This window comes from Hamadaea flava, assembly GCF_024172085.1.
Classification (GTDB): domain Bacteria; phylum Actinomycetota; class Actinomycetes; order Mycobacteriales; family Micromonosporaceae; genus Hamadaea; species Hamadaea flava.
The window spans coordinates 5,273,747-5,289,927 of record NZ_JAMZDZ010000001.1; the positions used below are offsets into that span (position 1 = coordinate 5,273,747).

The window sequence follows — 16,181 nt, forward strand, 5'->3', positions numbered from 1 at the left end:
CACGAAAACTGTCCGGCCATCGGGGGGAGTATTTCCGCTGCTTTCGCACGGACGTCGCACATCGTGTGCGGTTTTTACTTCGTCGATTACACGGCGTGTCCCGCGAGACACGCCGTGGTCACGTTCCCAGATACTTAGAGCTGCAAGAAGATTCAGATAAATCGCAGATCGGGGGCGATCGTCGGGCTCGGCGTTTCACCCCGCCGGGTGACCGTGCGGTGACTAGACGGGGATCTGATCTCTACAACGAACGAGATTCGCGGGGGTGCCGCGAAATTTCGTCGTGTGGAAGACTCCCGAACGTGCAGGATGCGATCGCCGCCGATGTCGCCGAGTACGCCACCCTCGCGGGCTATGTCCAGCGCGCCGCTCGCCGGAGCCCGGAGCAGCCGGCGTTGCGGCACAACGGGCGTACGCTGACCTGGTCCGAATTGGACTCGCAAGTGGACTCGGTCGCGGGCGGACTGCGCAATCTCGGCGCGCCGGACAGCGGCGGGCACCCGGCCCGGGTCGCGATCGCGCTGCCGAACATTCCCGAGTTCGCGGTGTCCTTCTTCGGCGCGCTGCGGGCCGGTCTCGTCGCCGTCCCGGTCAACCCCGGCTACACGCCCCGGGAACTCCGTCATGTGCTGGCCGACTCCGGTGCCAGTGTGCTCATCGCGACCGACACGGTCGCGGCGGCCGTCGCCGGCATCGGCAGCGAACTCGAGTCGCTGCGCTGGGCGTACACGTGCAGTGGAAATGAGGACGCGGGCCGGGCGCTGGCCCGCGCGCTCGCCCGGGACTCGGCCCCGAACCCGCGCCAACCCGCGGCGAGTGACCTGGCGGTGCTGCTCTACACCTCGGGCACCGAGGGCGCGCCGAAGGGCGCGATGCTGACCCACCGGGCGCTGATCGCCAACCACGTGCAGCTCGCCGCGGTCGAGCCGCCGGTGCTGGACAGTTCGGACGTGGCCCTGCTCGGGCTGCCGATGTTCCACGCCTACGGGCTGAACTCCGGTCTCGGCGCGGTGGCTTACCACGGCGCGTGCGGCGTGCTCACCGACCGCTTCGACGCCGAGGAGTCGCTGCGGCTGATCGCCGAGGAGGGCGTCAGCGTGGTGGTCGGCGTGCCGTCGATGTACACGCTGTGGGCGGCGAGCCTGACCTCGGCCGCACCGATGTCCTCGGTCCGTGTCGCGGTGTGCGGTGCGGCACCGCTGGAAGCCGTCACCGCGCGCAAGTTCGCGGCGATCACCGGAGTCGACGTGCACATCGGATACGGGCTGACCGAGACCGCGCCGGTGGTCTCCTCGACCTTGGCCGCCCCGGCGCTGAAAGTCGGCTCGATCGGCCGGCCGCTGCCCGGCGTCGAACTGCGTCTCGTCTCCTCCACCGGCGATGACGTCTGGCGGGCGGGCAGCGCTTCGCTGGAGGACGACGGCGACGGTCAGGGCCTCGAACACGAGTCGCCGGACAGCCCTGGCAGTGACCCCGGCGAGATCGTGGTCCGCGGGGACAACCTCTTCTCCGGCTACTGGCCCGACGGACGCGGTGGCCCCGACGCCGACGGCTGGTGGGCGACCGGCGACGTCGCGTACGCCGACGGGGACGGCGACCTGTTCCTCGTGGACCGCATCGGCGAGCTGATCATCGTCAACGGCTTCAACGTCTACCCGTACGAGGTCGAGCTGGTGCTCGGCATGCACCCAGGCGTTGCCGAGGCAGCCGTCCTCGGCGCGCACGATCCGGTCCGTGGCCAGACCGTGCGGGCGTTCGTCGTACGCGCGGCGGGCAGCACGGTCACCGACGAGGAACTGGTCCGCCACTGCGAACGCAACCTGGCCCGGTTCAAGTGCCCCACGCAGATCTCGTTCGTCCCGGAACTGCCGCACTCGGCGATCGGCAAGGTCCGCAAAGTAGTCTTGCGGGATGCCTGAGCAGCCCCGCGTCACCCTGTACACCCGGCCCGGCTGTCACCTCTGCGCCGACGCCGTCGCCGCGCTGGGCGAGCTGGGCGTACCGTTCACCGAAGTGGACATCACCGGCGATCGGGAGCTGGAAGCCGAGTACGGAGACCGGATTCCGGTGGTCATGCTGGACGGCAAGGAACACGGGTACTGGCGGGTCGAAGGCGCTCGCCTGCTCCGCGACCTCGCCACCCCCGCCTGACCGTTTCCGCGCCTGGCTTTCCGCGTGATCATGAACTAGTGGTCGTGATCGACCGGTGTGTCGTGTCCGCGCCGCCCTGATCGACTCCGCAAGCGCCTGATCAACTCGGCACCCGTGCGGGGCTGCGGGCACAAGACGTCAGCGGGACGCGAGGGAGATCGCCTCGGTCAGCGACCTCGCCACGGGTACGCCGACCTCCCGCAGCTTCGCCGGATCGGTGAAGCCGCCGCCGTAGAGAACACAGTGGGCTCCGACCGAGGCGGCCGCGTGTGCGTCGTCCACCGAGTCGCCGATGAGCACCGTCTCGGCGTCTTCGATGCCGAGCGCCTCCAGGTGGGCCGCGAGGTGGCCGGACTTGAACCCGCCGCCGATCGGATCGCGCAGGCCGTCGACCCGGGCGAAGTGCGGCGTCAGGCCGAAGCGGTCGACGGTCGGCACGAGTTCGTGGTGGAACCACATGCTCAGCAGGGACTGCGTACCGGCCCATGTCGCGATCGCGTCACGGGCGTCGGCGGCCAGCTCCACCGTCAGGAGCCCGATCCGGTACTCGTCGTGGAAGATCGTGTCCATCCGGGCGAACTCCTCCGCCGCGACGGTCCGGCCCAGCAGGGAGCCGTAGTAGTCGATGATCGGGCGGCGGAAGTCGCGCCGGTGTTCGTCCTCGGTGACCGGCTGCCCGCCGGAGGAGGTCAGTGCCACGTTGGTGGCCGCGACGACCAGGCCCAAGTCGTTGAGGAGGGTGCCGTTCCAGTCCCAGACGAGGTGCTTCACGTCGCACAGCGTAGTGGCGACGGGAGGCGCGGGGCGCTCGGCGTAACGCTCGTCACGGTGGGCGTATGGGGCTTCCGGGACGCGACTTTCGTCACTGCGCGTGACATCGAGAGGATGCGGCACCGCAGGATGGAGGGGCGGCGCGGCGCGGGCTGAAATATCCCTGCTTGCGAAATAATCGCACTCGCAGCGCCCACCTGCCGCATGCGCGATCTCGAGAATGGAGGGCATGTGTGCCGCGGGGGCATCTCTCGGGATCATCCATGTCGCGGGTGGGCGCTGGCTGCGTCGCCTCACCCGGGCGATCTATCAAGATCGCGATTTGTGCACGTCTTCACAAGCGCCTACTCTGTTACCGCGACGGCCCCCGATAGCACAGCCGATCGGCGTGCGTGTGGTGGGGTCCTGGGAAAGCAAGCCGAGTCGGCACGGAGTCACATGAGCCAGCAGCGTTCCGGCGGAGAAGCCGGACTGAGTACCCGTAACGGTGCGGGTCCGGACTTTCCGGATCTACCGGACGCTACGGTCGCTCGGCTGCCGGAGTACCTGCGGTCTTTGCACCAAATGCTCGAGGCCGGCCAGGACACCACCTCCAGTGAGGGACTGGCCGCGGCGGCCGGCGTGAACTCGGCCAAGCTGCGCAAGGACCTCTCCCACCTGGGTTCTTACGGCACCCGCGGCGTCGGCTACGACATCACCCGCCTCGTCGAGCAGATCGAGCACGTCCTGGGGCTCACGATCCACCGGGGCGTCGCGCTGGTCGGTCTGGGTAACCTCGGGCACGCGCTCGCCGGGTACGCCGGATTCGCCAGCCGGGGCTTCGAGATAGTCGCCCTCTTCGACGCCGATCCCGCCCGCGTCGGTGAGATGGTCCACGGACTCGCCGTGCGGCACATCGACCAACTTGCCGTTACGGTGACTCAGGAGCGGATCGCGATCGGAGTCATCGCCACCCCGGCGCGGGCCGCTCAGAGCGTCGCGGACCAGCTTGTGGCGGCCGGAGTCACCAGCATCCTGAACTTCGCCCCGTGTGTGCTCTCGGTGCCGGAGGGCGTCGACGTGCGCAAGGTCGACCTCGCGGTCGAGCTGCAGATCCTGTCGTTCCACGAGCATCGCAAGGCCAACGGCAACGGACAGGCCAATGGCGTTGCGCGCGGATCCGCGGCCCGGCCTGGGGAGGTGGCAGCGTGAACCTGATCGTCGTCGGCGCGTCCCATCGCAGTGCGAGCGTGCCGCTGCTGGAGCGGCTGAGCGTACCGCCCGCCGAGCAGCACCGGCTGTTGCGCGGGCTCGTCGCCGGACCGCACGTCGCCGAGGTCGCCCTCGTCTCGACGTGCAACCGCGTCGAGGTGTACGCGGCCGTCCCCGCCTTCCACCCCGGACTCAGCCAGGTCGTCGCCGCCCTGGCCGAGCAGTCCGGCGTGAGCGCGGACGAACTCGCCGGAAGTCTCTACGTCCACCACGGTGCGGACGCGGTCTCGCATGTCTATCGCGTCGCCGCCGGACTGGACTCCATGGTCGTCGGCGAGGCCCAGATCCTCGGTCAGCTGCGCGATTCATACGCCACCGCCACCGAAGCCGAGGCGGTCGGCAGGCTGTTGCACGAACTGCTTCAGCAGGCGCTGCGCGTCGGCAAGCGGGCGCACGCCGAGACCGGCATCGACCAGGCTCCGCGCAGCATGGTGACCGCGGCGCTGGCTCAGGCCGGCACGCTCACCGGCGCCCGGGCGCTCGTCATCGGGGCGGGCGCGATGGGTTCGCTCGCCGTTTCGGCGCTGACGCGGGCCTCGGTCGACAAGGTGACCGTGGTCAATCGCGGCCAGGAGCGCGCCGAGCGCCTCGCCGAGCTGTACGCCGTGGAGGCGGCCCCGTTCGATCAGCTGCCGCGGCTGCTGGCCGAGGCCGACATCGTGGTGACCGCGACCGCCTCGATCGGGCACGTCCTGACGGCGTCCATGGTCGCCGAGGCGGACGCCACGCCGATCATCGTCGACCTGGCCGTGCCGCGCGACGTCGAACCGGCCGTGAAGCAGCTGCCCGGGGTGACCGTGATCGACATCGAGCACCTCGCCGAAGCCGGTGGGGCGCACGGGCACGCGGCGCACATCGTCGAAGAGGCCGAGGCGATCGTCGCCGCCGAGGTCGAGGCGTTCCTCACCTGGCTGCGCGGTTCGCAGGTGGCCCCGACGGTGGCCGCTCTCCGGGCGCGCGCCGACGAACTCGTCGAGGCCGAGATGAGCCGCCTGGCGCGGCGCTCCGACCTGACCGCCGAGCAGCGCGCCGAGGTCGCCCACGCGATGCACCGCATCGTCCAGCGGCTGCTGCACGAGCCGACCGTACGCGTCCGCCAGCTCGCTGCCGGTCCGGGCGGAGAGGCGTACCCGAAGCTGTTGCGGGACCTGTTCGGTCTGTCGGTGCCGGCGGGAAGCCTGGGCGAGCCGTCGGGCGCGCAGTTCGGCGAGGCCGCGCCGACCGGCACCGCGATGCCCAAGGGGGAGAACGTCGCGGTGATCTTCGAGGCCGTACCGCCCGCGGACCCGCAGGAAGCGGGTCTGCCCGAGGCCGTCGAGCAAGAAGCCGGGCGGTGGCTGGGAGCCACGAGCCGGCAAGAGGATGGTGCGAAGTGAAGCTTCGTCTGGGGACCCGGGGTTCCGCCCTGGCGAAGGCCCAGTCGCAGATGATCGCCGACGCGGTGACCGCGGCGACCGGCCGGACCGTGGAACTCGTGGAGATCGTCACGCCGGGCGACCGGTCGGCGGCGCCGGTGCAGCGCCTCGGCGTCGGGGTGTTCGTCTCCGCGCTGCGGGACGCCTTGCAGGCCAAGGAGATCGACTTCGCCGTCCACTCCTACAAGGACCTGCCGACCGCGCCGGTGGACGACCTGATCATCGCGGCTGTACCGGAGCGGGCGGACCCACGGGACGTCCTGGTCGCCCGGGACGGGCTGACCCTGGCCGAGCTGCCGCCCAGCTCGGTCGTCGGCACCGGCGCCCTGCGGCGGATCGCCCAGCTCCAGGCGCTCGGACTGGGCTTGCGGACGACCCCGATCCGGGGCAACGTGGATTCTCGGTTGCGACGTGTCGCGAGCGGTGAACTGGACGCGATCGTGCTGGCCAAGGCTGGTCTCGATCGCCTCGGCCGGTCCGCCGAGGCGACCGAGGCGCTCGACCCGATGCTGATGCTGCCCGCTCCCGCTCAGGGCGCGCTGGCGGTGGAGTGCCGGGCCGACGACAACGACCTGGTGGAGGCGCTGAGCGCGCTCGACCACCCGGCCACGCGGGCGGCCGTCGCCGCCGAGCGTGGTCTGCTCGCCCAGCTCGAGGCCGGCTGCTCCGCGCCGATCGCGGGCTTGGCGGAAATAAGTGAAGACGAGATCTACCTGCGCGGCGCGGTCTTCAGCGAAGACGGCCGTCACGCCATCCGGCTGTCGCGCACGGGCACCATCGCCGACGCCGATCAGATCGGCCGGCTTCTCGCCGCGGACCTGCTCGCGGCGGGCGCAGATCGCCTCTTCTCCGTCGGCGGCGGCGTGCCGTCGGGGGATGGGGAGACGGATGAGAATGATGCTGTACCTGGGAGTGCACAATGACCCGCACCCGTAAACCGGCCGGCCACATCGCCTTCGTCGGAGCCGGACCGGGCGATCCCGGCCTGGTCACCCGCCGGGCCTACGACGCCTTGGCCGACGCCGACCACGTCGTCTACGACCGGGGCGTGCCCGACACGCTCCTCACCGCGCTGCGGGAGGTGGTCCCGGCCGAGGCCGAGTGGTCGCCTGCCGAGGGCGCGCCCGGCGACGTCGCGAAGGTGCTCCTCAACGAGGCCAAATCCGGCCGCAACGCGGTCCACCTCGTCTCCGGCGACCCGTTCGGCCACGAGTCCGTGGTCCGCGAAGTCCAGGCGGTCGCCCGGACCGCCGTCCGCTTCGCCGTCGTCCCGGGGGTGAGCCAGGCCGCGGGCGTCGCGACCTACTCCGGGGTCCCGCTCGCCGGGGTGCGCACGACCGCGGACATCGAAGACATCGCCGAGGTCGACTTCCCGGCCCTCGCGGCGGGCCTGCGCCGTGGGTCGATCGCGCTCAGCGTCGACGCCGGCGATCTCGCGTCGGTACGCGACGGGCTGCTGGCGAGTGGCGTCGAAGGGTCGACGCCGGTCGCGATCACCGGCGACGGAACCGGCGAGACGCAGTACACGACGGTATCGACCGTCGACAGCTTCGTCGCCGCCGCGCTCGGCTTCAGCGGCCGGGCGGTGCTCTCCGTCGGCTCCGGCGTCCAGCTGCGGGACAAGCTCGGCTGGTGGGAGAACCGTCCGCTCTACGGCTGGCGTGTCCTCGTACCGCGGACCAAGGAGCAGGCCGGCGCGATGAGCGAGCGGCTGCGGGCGTACGGGGCGATCCCGTGCGAGGTGCCGACCATCGCGGTCGAGCCGCCGCGTACGCCGGCGCAGATGGAACGCGCCATCAAGGGCCTGGTCGACGGCCGGTACGCCTGGACGATCTTCACCAGTGTGAACGCCGTCAAGGCGGTCTGGGAGAAGTTCGCCGAGCACGGGCTGGACGCGCGCCACTTCGGCGGCGTGAAGATCGCCTGCATCGGCGAGGCCACCGCGGAAGCCGTCCGGTCCTTCGGCATCCAGCCGGAGCTGATCCCTGGCACCGAGCAGACCTCGGAAGGCCTGCTCGCCGAGTTCGCCCCGCACGACGAGATGCTCGACCCGGTGGGCCGCATCCTGCTGCCGCGGGCCGACATCGCGACGGAGACCCTGGTCGCCGGGCTGACCGAGATGGGCTGGGAGGTCGACGACGTGACGGCGTACCGGACCGTCCGGGCCGCGCCGCCGCCGGAGGAGATCCGCAACGCCATCAAGCAGGGCGGGTTCGACGCGGTCCTGTTCACCTCGTCGTCGACCGTCCGGAACCTGGTCGGCATCGCGGGCAAGCCGCATCAGCGGACCGTCGTCGCGGTGATCGGGCCGAAGACGCACGACACGGCGATCGAGTTCGGTCTCCGGGTCGACGTCCAGCCCGAGCACGCCTCGGTGCCGGACCTCGTCGAGGCGCTCGCCTCGTACGCGGTCGAGCTGCGCGAGAAGCTCGCCACCATGCCGGCCAAGAGCCGTCGCGGTTCCAAGGTCCAGGGGCCGACGGCACTGCGCTTCCGCTGATCCTCGCGAGGAGGAGATCATGGGTTTTCCGGAGATCCGGCCGCGCCGGCTGCGGACCACTCCCGCCATGCGGCGGCTGGTCAGTGAGACGCGGCTGCATCCGGCCGAGTTGATCCTGCCGATGTTCGTCAAGGAGGGCTTGACCGAACCTCGGCCGATCGCCTCGATGCCCGGGGTCGTGCAGCACTCCCGGGAGTCCCTGCGGAAGGCCGCCGCCGAGGCGGTCGAGGCGGGCGTCGGCGGCATCATGCTGTTCGGCATCCCGCTGGCCAAGGACCCTACCGGGTCGGGTGGGATCGACCCGGGCGGCATCCTCAACGTCGCCGTCCGCGACGTCGTCTCCGAGGTCGGCTCGTCGACGGTGGTCATGAGCGACCTGTGCCTCGACGAGTTCACCTCGCACGGGCACTGCGGCGTGCTGGCGGCGGACGGATCGGTCGACAACGACGCCACCCTGGACGCGTACGCGCAGATGGCGGTCGCGCAGGCGGCGGCCGGCGTACACGTGGTGGGGCCGTCGGGGATGATGGACGGCCAGGTCGGCGTGGTACGCCGGGCGCTGGACGAGGCCGGGTACGCCGACGTCGCGATCCTCGCGTACGCCGTCAAGTACGCGTCCGCGTTCTTCGGCCCGTTCCGCGACGCGGTGGAGTCGTCGCTGGAGGGCGATCGGCGTACCTATCAGCAGGACCCGGCGAACCTGCGGGAGTCGCTGCGCGAGGTGGAGCTGGACGTCGCCGAGGGTGCCGACATGGTGATGGTGAAGCCGGCGTTGCCCTACCTCGACGTCGTGTCCGCTGTCCGGCAGCGCGTCGACGTGCCCGTGGCGGCCTACCAGGTCAGCGGCGAGTACGCCATGGTCGAGGCGGCCGCGGCGAACGGCTGGCTGGACCGGGACCGGGTCATGCTGGAGACGCTGCACTCGATCAAACGAGCCGGTGCCTCCATGATCCTGACCTATTGGGCCGTGGACGCGGCCCGCCGCCTGCACTGATCCACCGCGGCGTGCGCCTCGCACCGGTCCGCCTCGCATCGCGGCGTCCGCCTCGCGAGATGAGCACTGGATCAGGGTTCTGTGTCGAATCTTGGGTCAAGATTCGACCGGGAACCCTGATCCGCCGCAGATTCCGGCGGCCGCAGATTCCGGCGGCGGCGGTCGGCGACGGGGTCGGGCGGTGCGGGCCCGGCGGCGAGGTCCGTGGCGGGGTCCGGTGGCGGGGATCGGGCGGGTGATCGGTCAGGCGATGCCGAGGGCGCGAGCCAGGTCGGGCACGTCGGCCTCGAATTCGAGCCAGTCGCGGTCCGCGCCGAAGCCTAGCTCGGCGTTGACCTTGAGCAGCGGTTCGTTGACCGCCGCGTTCCAGGTCTGCACCTGCCGCAGCGACGGCACCGCCGAGCGGAGCTCGAACAGCATCCGGGCCTTGATCGCGCGGCCGACGCCGTAGCCCCGGTGCTCCGGCACCACCACGGTGTCGTATTGATCGGCCCGCGTCGGACGCTGCTCGGGCACCACGACCTCGGTGAGCCCGGCGACCACGCCGGTGCTCTCGTGCACGGCCACGACGATGTAGGGGCGCAGCCCGCGCGCGTGGAGGCAGGACAGGCTCGCCCGCAACCGGTCCGGCTCGTAGGAGCTGGGCCGCAGGTCGAGATCGCCGAGATCGACGTCCTGCACCTCGGCCTTGGCCGTCGCGTACGCCTCGATCAGCTCGTCGGGCGGCGAGTCCGGGTAGAACCGGATGGAGTAGCCGGTGGCGACGCCGTTGGCCAGCTCGCCCAGGGCGTACCAGTCGACGGTGTCGAGGTCGAGCACGCTGCGCTGCTCGGTGAAGGCCCTGCGGAAGCCTAGGCCGGCGTAGAACTCGACGCCTGGCGTGCCCCCCGGCACCTCGACGCCGATCGCCTGGAAGCCCTCGGAATGGGCGCGGCTGACCACCGCGTGCAGAAGTGTCCGGCCGAGTCCCCGCTTGCGCATTTCGGGGTGCACGATGCACTCGACCACGCCGATGTCGCCGAGCAGCAGAATGCTCGCGAAGCCCAGCAGCGGGACGCCCCGGGCGAGATCGCCTTCCTCTTTCTCGGCGATCCAGGTGATCTTGCGCTCGCCCGGCATGGTGACCGAGAGATATTCGCGCATCAGTACATCGCGCCACGGCGGATCATCGGGGAGGTCGACGCTCATCACGGCATTGAGCGTCTCTACCACGGTGGATATCTCGGTGGCCGTCGCGACTCGGGGATCCCACTCGCGAAGCTTCACCTGTTCAGCTTGCACGCTGCAAGGTGCCTTGGGAAGGCCCAAGTTTTCTCCACAGTGCATGCTCGACTACTCAATGTCATGCCCGGCTCTTCTGGCCGTACGTGTTCGCAGCGTCGAAAACCTGCTGCGCCTTGGCCGAGAGATCGGGGAACGTCTTTATCGCGGCGTTCCAATTCGCTGCTTGCGAGAGGTCCTTATTGGCCTCGCAAAGTTTCGTGGCGGCCGCCAATGCCGCATCGTCGATGTCGTTCGGATCGACGAGCCCATCACTGTCCGCATCCACGGCATACGCGCGCCACGCGGTCGGCACGAATTGCAGGGGTCCGACGGCGTGATCCCAAGCGCGGTCGTTGTCCAGCGCGCCAGCGTCGGTGTCGGCGACCTTCGCCCGGCCCGCCTTGCCGTCCAGCGCCGGACCGACGATCGGGGGCAGTACGCGCCCGTCCGGACCCAGCGTGGAGGCGCCCACCCGGCCGTGGTTCGTCTCGATCTTCCCGATCGCGGCGATCGTCGACCATCGCAGGTTGCAGCTCGGCTTCCGGCTCGTCAGCACGTACTCGGCGTACGCGTACGCGCGCAGTGCCACCGGCGGGATCTCCACCTTGACGGCCAGCTTGTCCGCCCACTCGGTGAGCCCGGAGTTCGGCGGCAGCGGCGAGGTCGTGGTGGTCGGGAAGGGGCTGAAGCTGGCCTCGCCGGTGCCGCTCGGCGCGGCCGAGGTGGGCGTGGTGGACGCCGAGCTGTCCTGCGCCACCGGTACGCCGCCGGTGGGGGCGAGCCAGACGGCCACCAGCACGACTCCGGTGACGATGGCGGTGACGAACAGGCCGCCCGCGACGAGCCGGCCCTGCGGCCGCCGGGCTGCCCCGATCGCCGTACGCCCGCCGGCGGCGACCTTGCGCCCGGCCGCCGTGACCGCCGGCCGGAGCTTCGGCACGGACTGCTGGGCGGACTGCTGGGTGGACTCGTCGGCGACGTGCTTCCCGGCGTGCTTCCCGACCTGGTCCCCGGCCGGTTCCCCGGAGACGGGCGCGGCCGGAGGGGTCTCGGGTTCGCGGGTGGGTTCAGGGGTCGTCACGCCGTCGAGTATGGCCTATGCGGCCAGATCTGGCCGTTCGGCCCACATCCGGCCGCCCTGGTCCTCGTTTTGTGAGATGCACGCCGCCGCCATCCCACCGACGCGTCGCCTTCGCCTCCACCGCACTCGAACTGGGTAGGACCTTGGATGGATCAGTTGCCGTCCGTTCCGGCGATGGCGCGATGACCTCGGCGTCGGACAGCATGAACCGACTTCCAGGGGGGCGGAGGTTTTCGTGTCGGCAGATCGGCGTCTGCCCAGCGGTTTGGTGACCTTCCTGTTCACGGACATCGAAGGTTCCACCCGACTGGCTCAGATGCTCGGAAACGGCTATCGTCCGGTGCTCGCCGAGCACCGGCGATTGCTGCGGTCCGCTCTCCGGCAGGCCGACGGCGTCGAGCTGTTCACCGAGGGCGACTCCTACTTCTTCGTGTTCACCGATCCCGCGGCGGCCGTGCTGGCCTGTGCCGAGGGTCAGCGAGCGCTGGCGGCGTACGCCTGGCCGAGCGAGCAGGCCATGCCGCGTGTCCGGATGGGACTGCACACCGGCTTCGCCCAAGCTCATGCCGGCGAGTACGCGAGCGCCGAGGTGCACCGGGCGGCCCGCGTCGCCAATGCCGCCCACGGCGGGCAGATCCTGTTGTCGGAGGCGACCGCCACGCGTACGCGGCAGCTGCCCGACCAGACCTGGCTGCTCGACCTCGGCCTGCACAAGCTGCGTGGCTTCGACGGCCAGGAACGGCTGTTCCAGTTGGTGGCACCGGGATTGGCCCGGCATTTCCCGCGACTGCGGACTTCTGAGGCGCCCGCGCACAACCTGCCGTCGGCGATCACGCCGTTCGTCGGGCGAGCCGGCGAACGGGCCGAACTGTCCGATCTCGCCGCTCGCCAGCGGCTCGTGACCGTCGTCGGATCGGGTGGCGCCGGCAAGACGCGGCTCGCCGTCGAGGTCGCCGGTGAGCTGGTCGGACAGTTCCCCGACGGGGTGTGGCTGCTCGACCTGGCCACCATCAGCGACCCGGGTCTGGTCGCCTTCACCCTGATGAACACGCTCGGGCTGCGCCCCGAACCGGGCAAGCCGGTGCTGGACACCCTCGTCGAATACGCCGCCGGCCGCCGCATGCTGCTGGTGCTCGACACGTGCGAGGCGCAGCTCGCCGGCGTACGCGCGGTCCTGGCTCAGCTGCTGACGGCGGGCCGGGGCGTGCACGTCCTCGCGACCAGCCGGGAGCCGCTGAGCGTACCGGGCGAGGTGGTGTGGCGGATTCCGCCGCTCGGCCTCGAACCCGGACCGGGTGCCGAACGTGCCGACTCCGTCGCGCTGCTCATCGAGCGCACGACCGCGGCACGCGGCGGACGCGTACCGGCCGAGCCGGAGATCCGGTCGCTGGGCCGGGTCGCCACTCGCCTCGACGGGCTGCCGCTGGCGCTCGAACTGGCGGCGGCGCGGTTGCGTGTGCTGTCGGCGGGCGAGCTGGCCGACCGGCTGGAGAACGAACTGGACGGCAAAGCGCCCGACCCGCTGGGCGCGATCGACGGCACCGCGCTGGCGCTGGGCGAGCCGAGCGGCCGGCACGCGACGTTGCAGGCCACTGTGGAGTGGTCCTACCGCACGCTGCCGCCCGCCGCCGCCTCGCTGCTCCGGGGCTTGTCCGTCTTCGCCGGCCCGGTCGATCTCCAGACCGTGGAGTGGTGGGTGGACGGTGATCCGCTGGACACCTTGGCCACGTTGGTCGACAAGTCTTTGCTGCAGGTCGGCCGGGACACCGGCCGGTCGGAGTACCGGATGCTCGATCCGATCCGGGCGTTCGCGGCGCGCTGCCTGACCGCGGAGGGCGAGGAGCGGGCCGTTCGCGACCGCCACCTCCGCTGGGCGCTGCACCGGCTGGAGCGGGCCCAACAGGGCGCCGACGGTCGTCCCGTGACGCTGTCGATGTACTCCCTCGATCCGCTGGCCGGCGAACTGCGGGCAGCCCTGCGCTGGTGCGTCACCGGTGGCAGCGCCCGGCTCGGGCTGCGTATCGCGAGTGGACTGGACCAGTGGTGGCGCGAACGCGGACTGGCGCGGGAAGGCCGGCTCTGGCATTTCCGGCTGTACTCCCGGCTCGCCGAGACGGGTGAGCACGTGCCCGACCGCGAACTGGCCCTCGTGTACTACTCGCATTCGATGCACGCCTGCGCCGACGGCGAGACCAGCGAGGAGATCCGGTTCGCCCAGCGCGCCGAGGTCGCCGCCCGCCGCAGCGGGGACGCCGGGACGGTCGCCCGGGTGCTGGCCGGTCAGCCCGGCCCGCTGGTCTCCCTGGGCAAGGCGACCGAGGCGGAGCAGCTCTGCCGCGACCTGCTGGCCTGGGCCGGGCCGCGCGAGGTCACCGCCGACGCCCTGTTCGCCATCTACAACCTCGCCGAACTGCTGTGGCTGCGCGAGGCGTACGCCGAAGCCGCGGAACTGCTCGCGACGGCCCGCCCGGTCGAGGCGCTGCGTCCGGCCGAACGCGGACGCCGCACTGTGGACCTGCTCCTGGGTATGGCGGCGTTGGGCCGCCGGGACCTGGTCGCGGCGCACGATCACCTGTCCATCGCACTGCGATCCCGGATGTCCTACGGCTTCCATTCGCGGGCCTGCGTGGCGGTGAGCGCGATGGCGGCGCGATGCGTACTCGGTGGTGAGAATGAGATCGCCGCGACCCTCTTCGGAGCCGCAGCGGCCGCGAAGGCCCGGTTGTGTCGAGGACCGGGGATCTTCGGCGCCTATTGGACCACGCAGCAGGCGGCCTGCCGGGCGGCCCTGGGCGATGCGGCGTTCGACGCGGCTTGGGCGCGCGGTTTCACGATGAGCCTGGAGGACGCGTCCTCGCTGGCGCTGGACATCGAAGCGCCGCGCCGCGTCGATCACGAGCTGACGGTTCTGCTCGACGGGGTGTCGCAGCCCGAAAGCTCCTGATCGACGCGGCGCGCCGGGTTACGCCTGAGCGCGCGACGAGGCCTTCGCGAGGGCGTCGGCCTTCATCTTGGCCGCCTTGTTCAGGTCGGACTGGGACACCGCGGCGAGCGAGCCGAAGTTCTTCACGGCCTCGTAGTACGTCCAGGCCAGGCTGTAGCAGGCCGGGCGGACCACCCAGTTGTAGGTGGCGCACTTGCGCTTGAGGTCGTTGTAGAAGGCGAGGTCCACCCGGTCCTTGACGGTCGAGGTGAAGATGCCCAGCCGCTTGTGGTTGCGGTAGCCGAAGTCGTGCCGGGCGCACGACAGCTTGAAGTCGAACCCGAGCGGGTTGTCCGGGGAGCTGGAGCAGAGGTCGGTCGACCAGTCGAGGTCGTAGTCCGTCCAGGCGGCCTGGTTGTTCCGCGCGGACAGCCACGAGCTGTAGCTGGACGCCGAGTTCTGGGTGAAGTTGGTGACGACGGCGACCTTCTGCTCGAAGGTGGCCGCCGCCGCAGGCGCGGCGACGCTGAGGACGAACAGGACGCTGAGCAGGGGAGTGGCCCACCGGGCCAGGCGGGAACGGGACATCACGGCACCTCGGGGGTATTAGGTGGGTGGTGCGCATTGGTGCTTAGCAATGTAAGCCCGGCCGGGGGTCCGGTCTAGATCCCTTGACGGTGACGCCATGGTCATTTAATCTCGGCAGCCGTAGCCCGTCGCGGGTCGTTCACCCAGCGACGCAGAGCACAGAGAGGAGGTCGCGATGCGTACCGTCATCTTGGCGCGTCGGGCCCCGAAGGGCACCGCATTCTGATCGCGGTCTCCGGCGCGCCTCCCATAGTGGAGGAAACTTGCTCATCCGTACCTCGGTCGAGGCCGACCTCGACCAGCTCCTCACCCTGCTCGCCGACCAGTCCGTCAACACGGCACACCCCGAGCGCTACACCCAGTTCCTGACCGACGGCCAGTACCGTCACGAGTTCACCTGGGTCGCGGAATCCGGCGACCGCCTGATCGCGGCCGCCGTCTGGTGGGGCCCCGGCGCGTCCCGCCCGATCGCTCTCGACGGCTTGTACGCGCTGCCAGACCGGACGGATTCCGTCGCCCTGTGGACGGAGTTGATCCGGCAGGTCACCTCGACCGCGTCCGCCGCTGAGGAGCCACCGTCCTATCACGTCTTCCTGCCCCCGGGCTGGCGTGCCGACGCTGAGATCCAGGCGGCGCTCGAACCCCGGATCGCGGCGGCGAAGGCAGCGGGCATGAAGGACGAACTGGAGCGCCTGCGGTTCGAGTGGCTGTCCGACACCCCGGTGCCGGAGCGGTCGACCCGGCTGACCTTCCGCACCGAGCCCGACGACCAGGCATTCCTGGACGTCTTCGAGCGGGTCGCGGCGGGCAGCCTCGACGGCGCCACCCATGACTCGATCGCGCGCGCCGGACTCGCCGGGTACGCCCAGGAGACCCTGGACACGTACCAGGGGATGCCGGGCGAACGGTCGTGGTGGAAGCTCGCCTACGACAGCGACGGTGACCTGGTGGGATTCGCCATTCCGTCGCGCAACAACGCCGGACCGGTCGTCGGGTACCTCGGCGTCGTGCCGGAGCACCGCGGCCACGGGTACGCCGCGGACGTGCTCGCCGAGATCACCGCCGACCTGGCCGACCTCGGCGCGGAGCGGATCGCGGCCGACACCGACTTCGGCAACGTGCCGATGGCGAACACCTTCCGGCGGTTGGGCTACTCGAACTTCGCCGTACGCCTCGTCCTGTCCTGACGGGCGTTTTGCTGCAGATCACGGTTACGCAGGCTTCCCGAGGCGGGTTTGGCCTGC

12 protein-coding genes and 1 pseudogene are annotated in these 16,181 nt (G+C 70.7%); 9 read left to right on the plus strand and 4 right to left on the minus strand.

Annotated features, from left to right (window positions below; genetic code table 11):
• The first annotated feature begins 302 nt into the window (after positions 1-302).
• On the plus strand, positions 303-1,919 hold the full coding sequence (locus HDA40_RS24885; protein WP_253759917.1) for an AMP-binding protein: 1,617 nt from the start codon (positions 303-305) through the stop codon (positions 1,917-1,919).
• Positions 1,912-2,151 carry a glutaredoxin family protein gene (locus tag HDA40_RS24890; RefSeq protein ID WP_253759919.1) on the plus strand — a complete coding sequence of 80 codons (240 nt, stop codon included), beginning with the start codon at positions 1,912-1,914 and terminating at the stop codon, positions 2,149-2,151. The genes HDA40_RS24885 and HDA40_RS24890 overlap by 8 nt, the downstream gene beginning before the upstream one ends.
• Positions 2,152-2,289: 138 nt before the next feature.
• Here the strand turns inward: HDA40_RS24890 and HDA40_RS24895 are convergent, their stop codons facing one another.
• The gene (locus HDA40_RS24895; RefSeq protein ID WP_372502947.1) at positions 2,290-2,922 is read right to left on the minus strand and encodes an HAD family hydrolase; all 633 of its coding nucleotides are present in this window, start codon (positions 2,920-2,922) and stop codon (positions 2,290-2,292) included.
• Between the two features lie 438 nt (positions 2,923-3,360).
• On the opposite strand from HDA40_RS24895, the gene HDA40_RS24900 reads away from it, so the two are divergent.
• The 5 genes and pseudogenes from HDA40_RS24900 (at position 3,361) to hemB (ending at position 9,082) form a co-directional block, all read left to right on the plus strand.
• Positions 3,361-4,113: a redox-sensing transcriptional repressor Rex gene (locus HDA40_RS24900; RefSeq protein ID WP_253759921.1), complete on the plus strand. Its 753-nt coding sequence runs from the start codon at positions 3,361-3,363 to the stop codon at positions 4,111-4,113.
• Positions 4,110-5,351 (plus strand): annotated as a pseudogene (locus tag HDA40_RS24905) (glutamyl-tRNA reductase); the annotation flags it as partial. The gene HDA40_RS24900 and the pseudogene HDA40_RS24905, both read left to right, overlap by 4 nt.
• Before the next feature lie 194 nt (positions 5,352-5,545).
• The gene (hemC, locus tag HDA40_RS24910; protein WP_308197757.1) at positions 5,546-6,511 is read left to right on the plus strand and encodes a hydroxymethylbilane synthase; all 966 of its coding nucleotides are present in this window, start codon (positions 5,546-5,548) and stop codon (positions 6,509-6,511) included.
• Complete coding sequence (locus HDA40_RS24915; RefSeq protein WP_253759925.1) at positions 6,508-8,088, plus strand: bifunctional uroporphyrinogen-III C-methyltransferase/uroporphyrinogen-III synthase; 1,581 nt, start codon at positions 6,508-6,510, stop codon at positions 8,086-8,088. The genes hemC and HDA40_RS24915 overlap by 4 nt, the downstream gene beginning before the upstream one ends.
• Positions 8,089-8,107: 19 nt before the next feature.
• Positions 8,108-9,082 (plus strand): porphobilinogen synthase, encoded by a 975-nt coding sequence (gene hemB, locus HDA40_RS24920; RefSeq protein WP_253759927.1) that lies wholly within the window; start codon positions 8,108-8,110, stop codon positions 9,080-9,082.
• Positions 9,083-9,325: 243 nt separating this feature from the next.
• Here the strand turns inward: hemB and HDA40_RS24925 are convergent, their stop codons facing one another.
• Together HDA40_RS24925 and HDA40_RS42200 are read right to left on the minus strand one after the other, a co-directional pair.
• Complete coding sequence (locus HDA40_RS24925; protein ID WP_253759929.1) at positions 9,326-10,348, minus strand: GNAT family N-acetyltransferase; 1,023 nt, start codon at positions 10,346-10,348, stop codon at positions 9,326-9,328.
• 76 nt (positions 10,349-10,424) lie between these two features.
• Positions 10,425-11,426 (minus strand): lytic murein transglycosylase, encoded by a 1,002-nt coding sequence (locus HDA40_RS42200; protein WP_253759931.1) that lies wholly within the window; start codon positions 11,424-11,426, stop codon positions 10,425-10,427.
• Between the two features lie 235 nt (positions 11,427-11,661).
• Between HDA40_RS42200 and HDA40_RS24935 the strand changes: the two genes are divergently transcribed.
• Complete coding sequence (locus HDA40_RS24935; protein WP_253759933.1) at positions 11,662-14,370, plus strand: ATP-binding protein; 2,709 nt, start codon at positions 11,662-11,664, stop codon at positions 14,368-14,370.
• 18 nt (positions 14,371-14,388) lie between these two features.
• Here the strand turns inward: HDA40_RS24935 and HDA40_RS24940 are convergent, their stop codons facing one another.
• Positions 14,389-14,937: a phospholipase gene (locus HDA40_RS24940; RefSeq protein ID WP_253759935.1), complete on the minus strand. Its 549-nt coding sequence runs from the start codon at positions 14,935-14,937 to the stop codon at positions 14,389-14,391.
• Positions 14,938-15,200: 263 nt separating this feature from the next.
• Between HDA40_RS24940 and HDA40_RS24945 the strand changes: the two genes are divergently transcribed.
• Entirely contained in the window at positions 15,201-16,124 is a 924-nt protein-coding gene (locus HDA40_RS24945; RefSeq protein ID WP_253759937.1) for a GNAT family N-acetyltransferase, read from the plus strand.
• Positions 16,125-16,181: the final 57 nt, after the last annotated feature.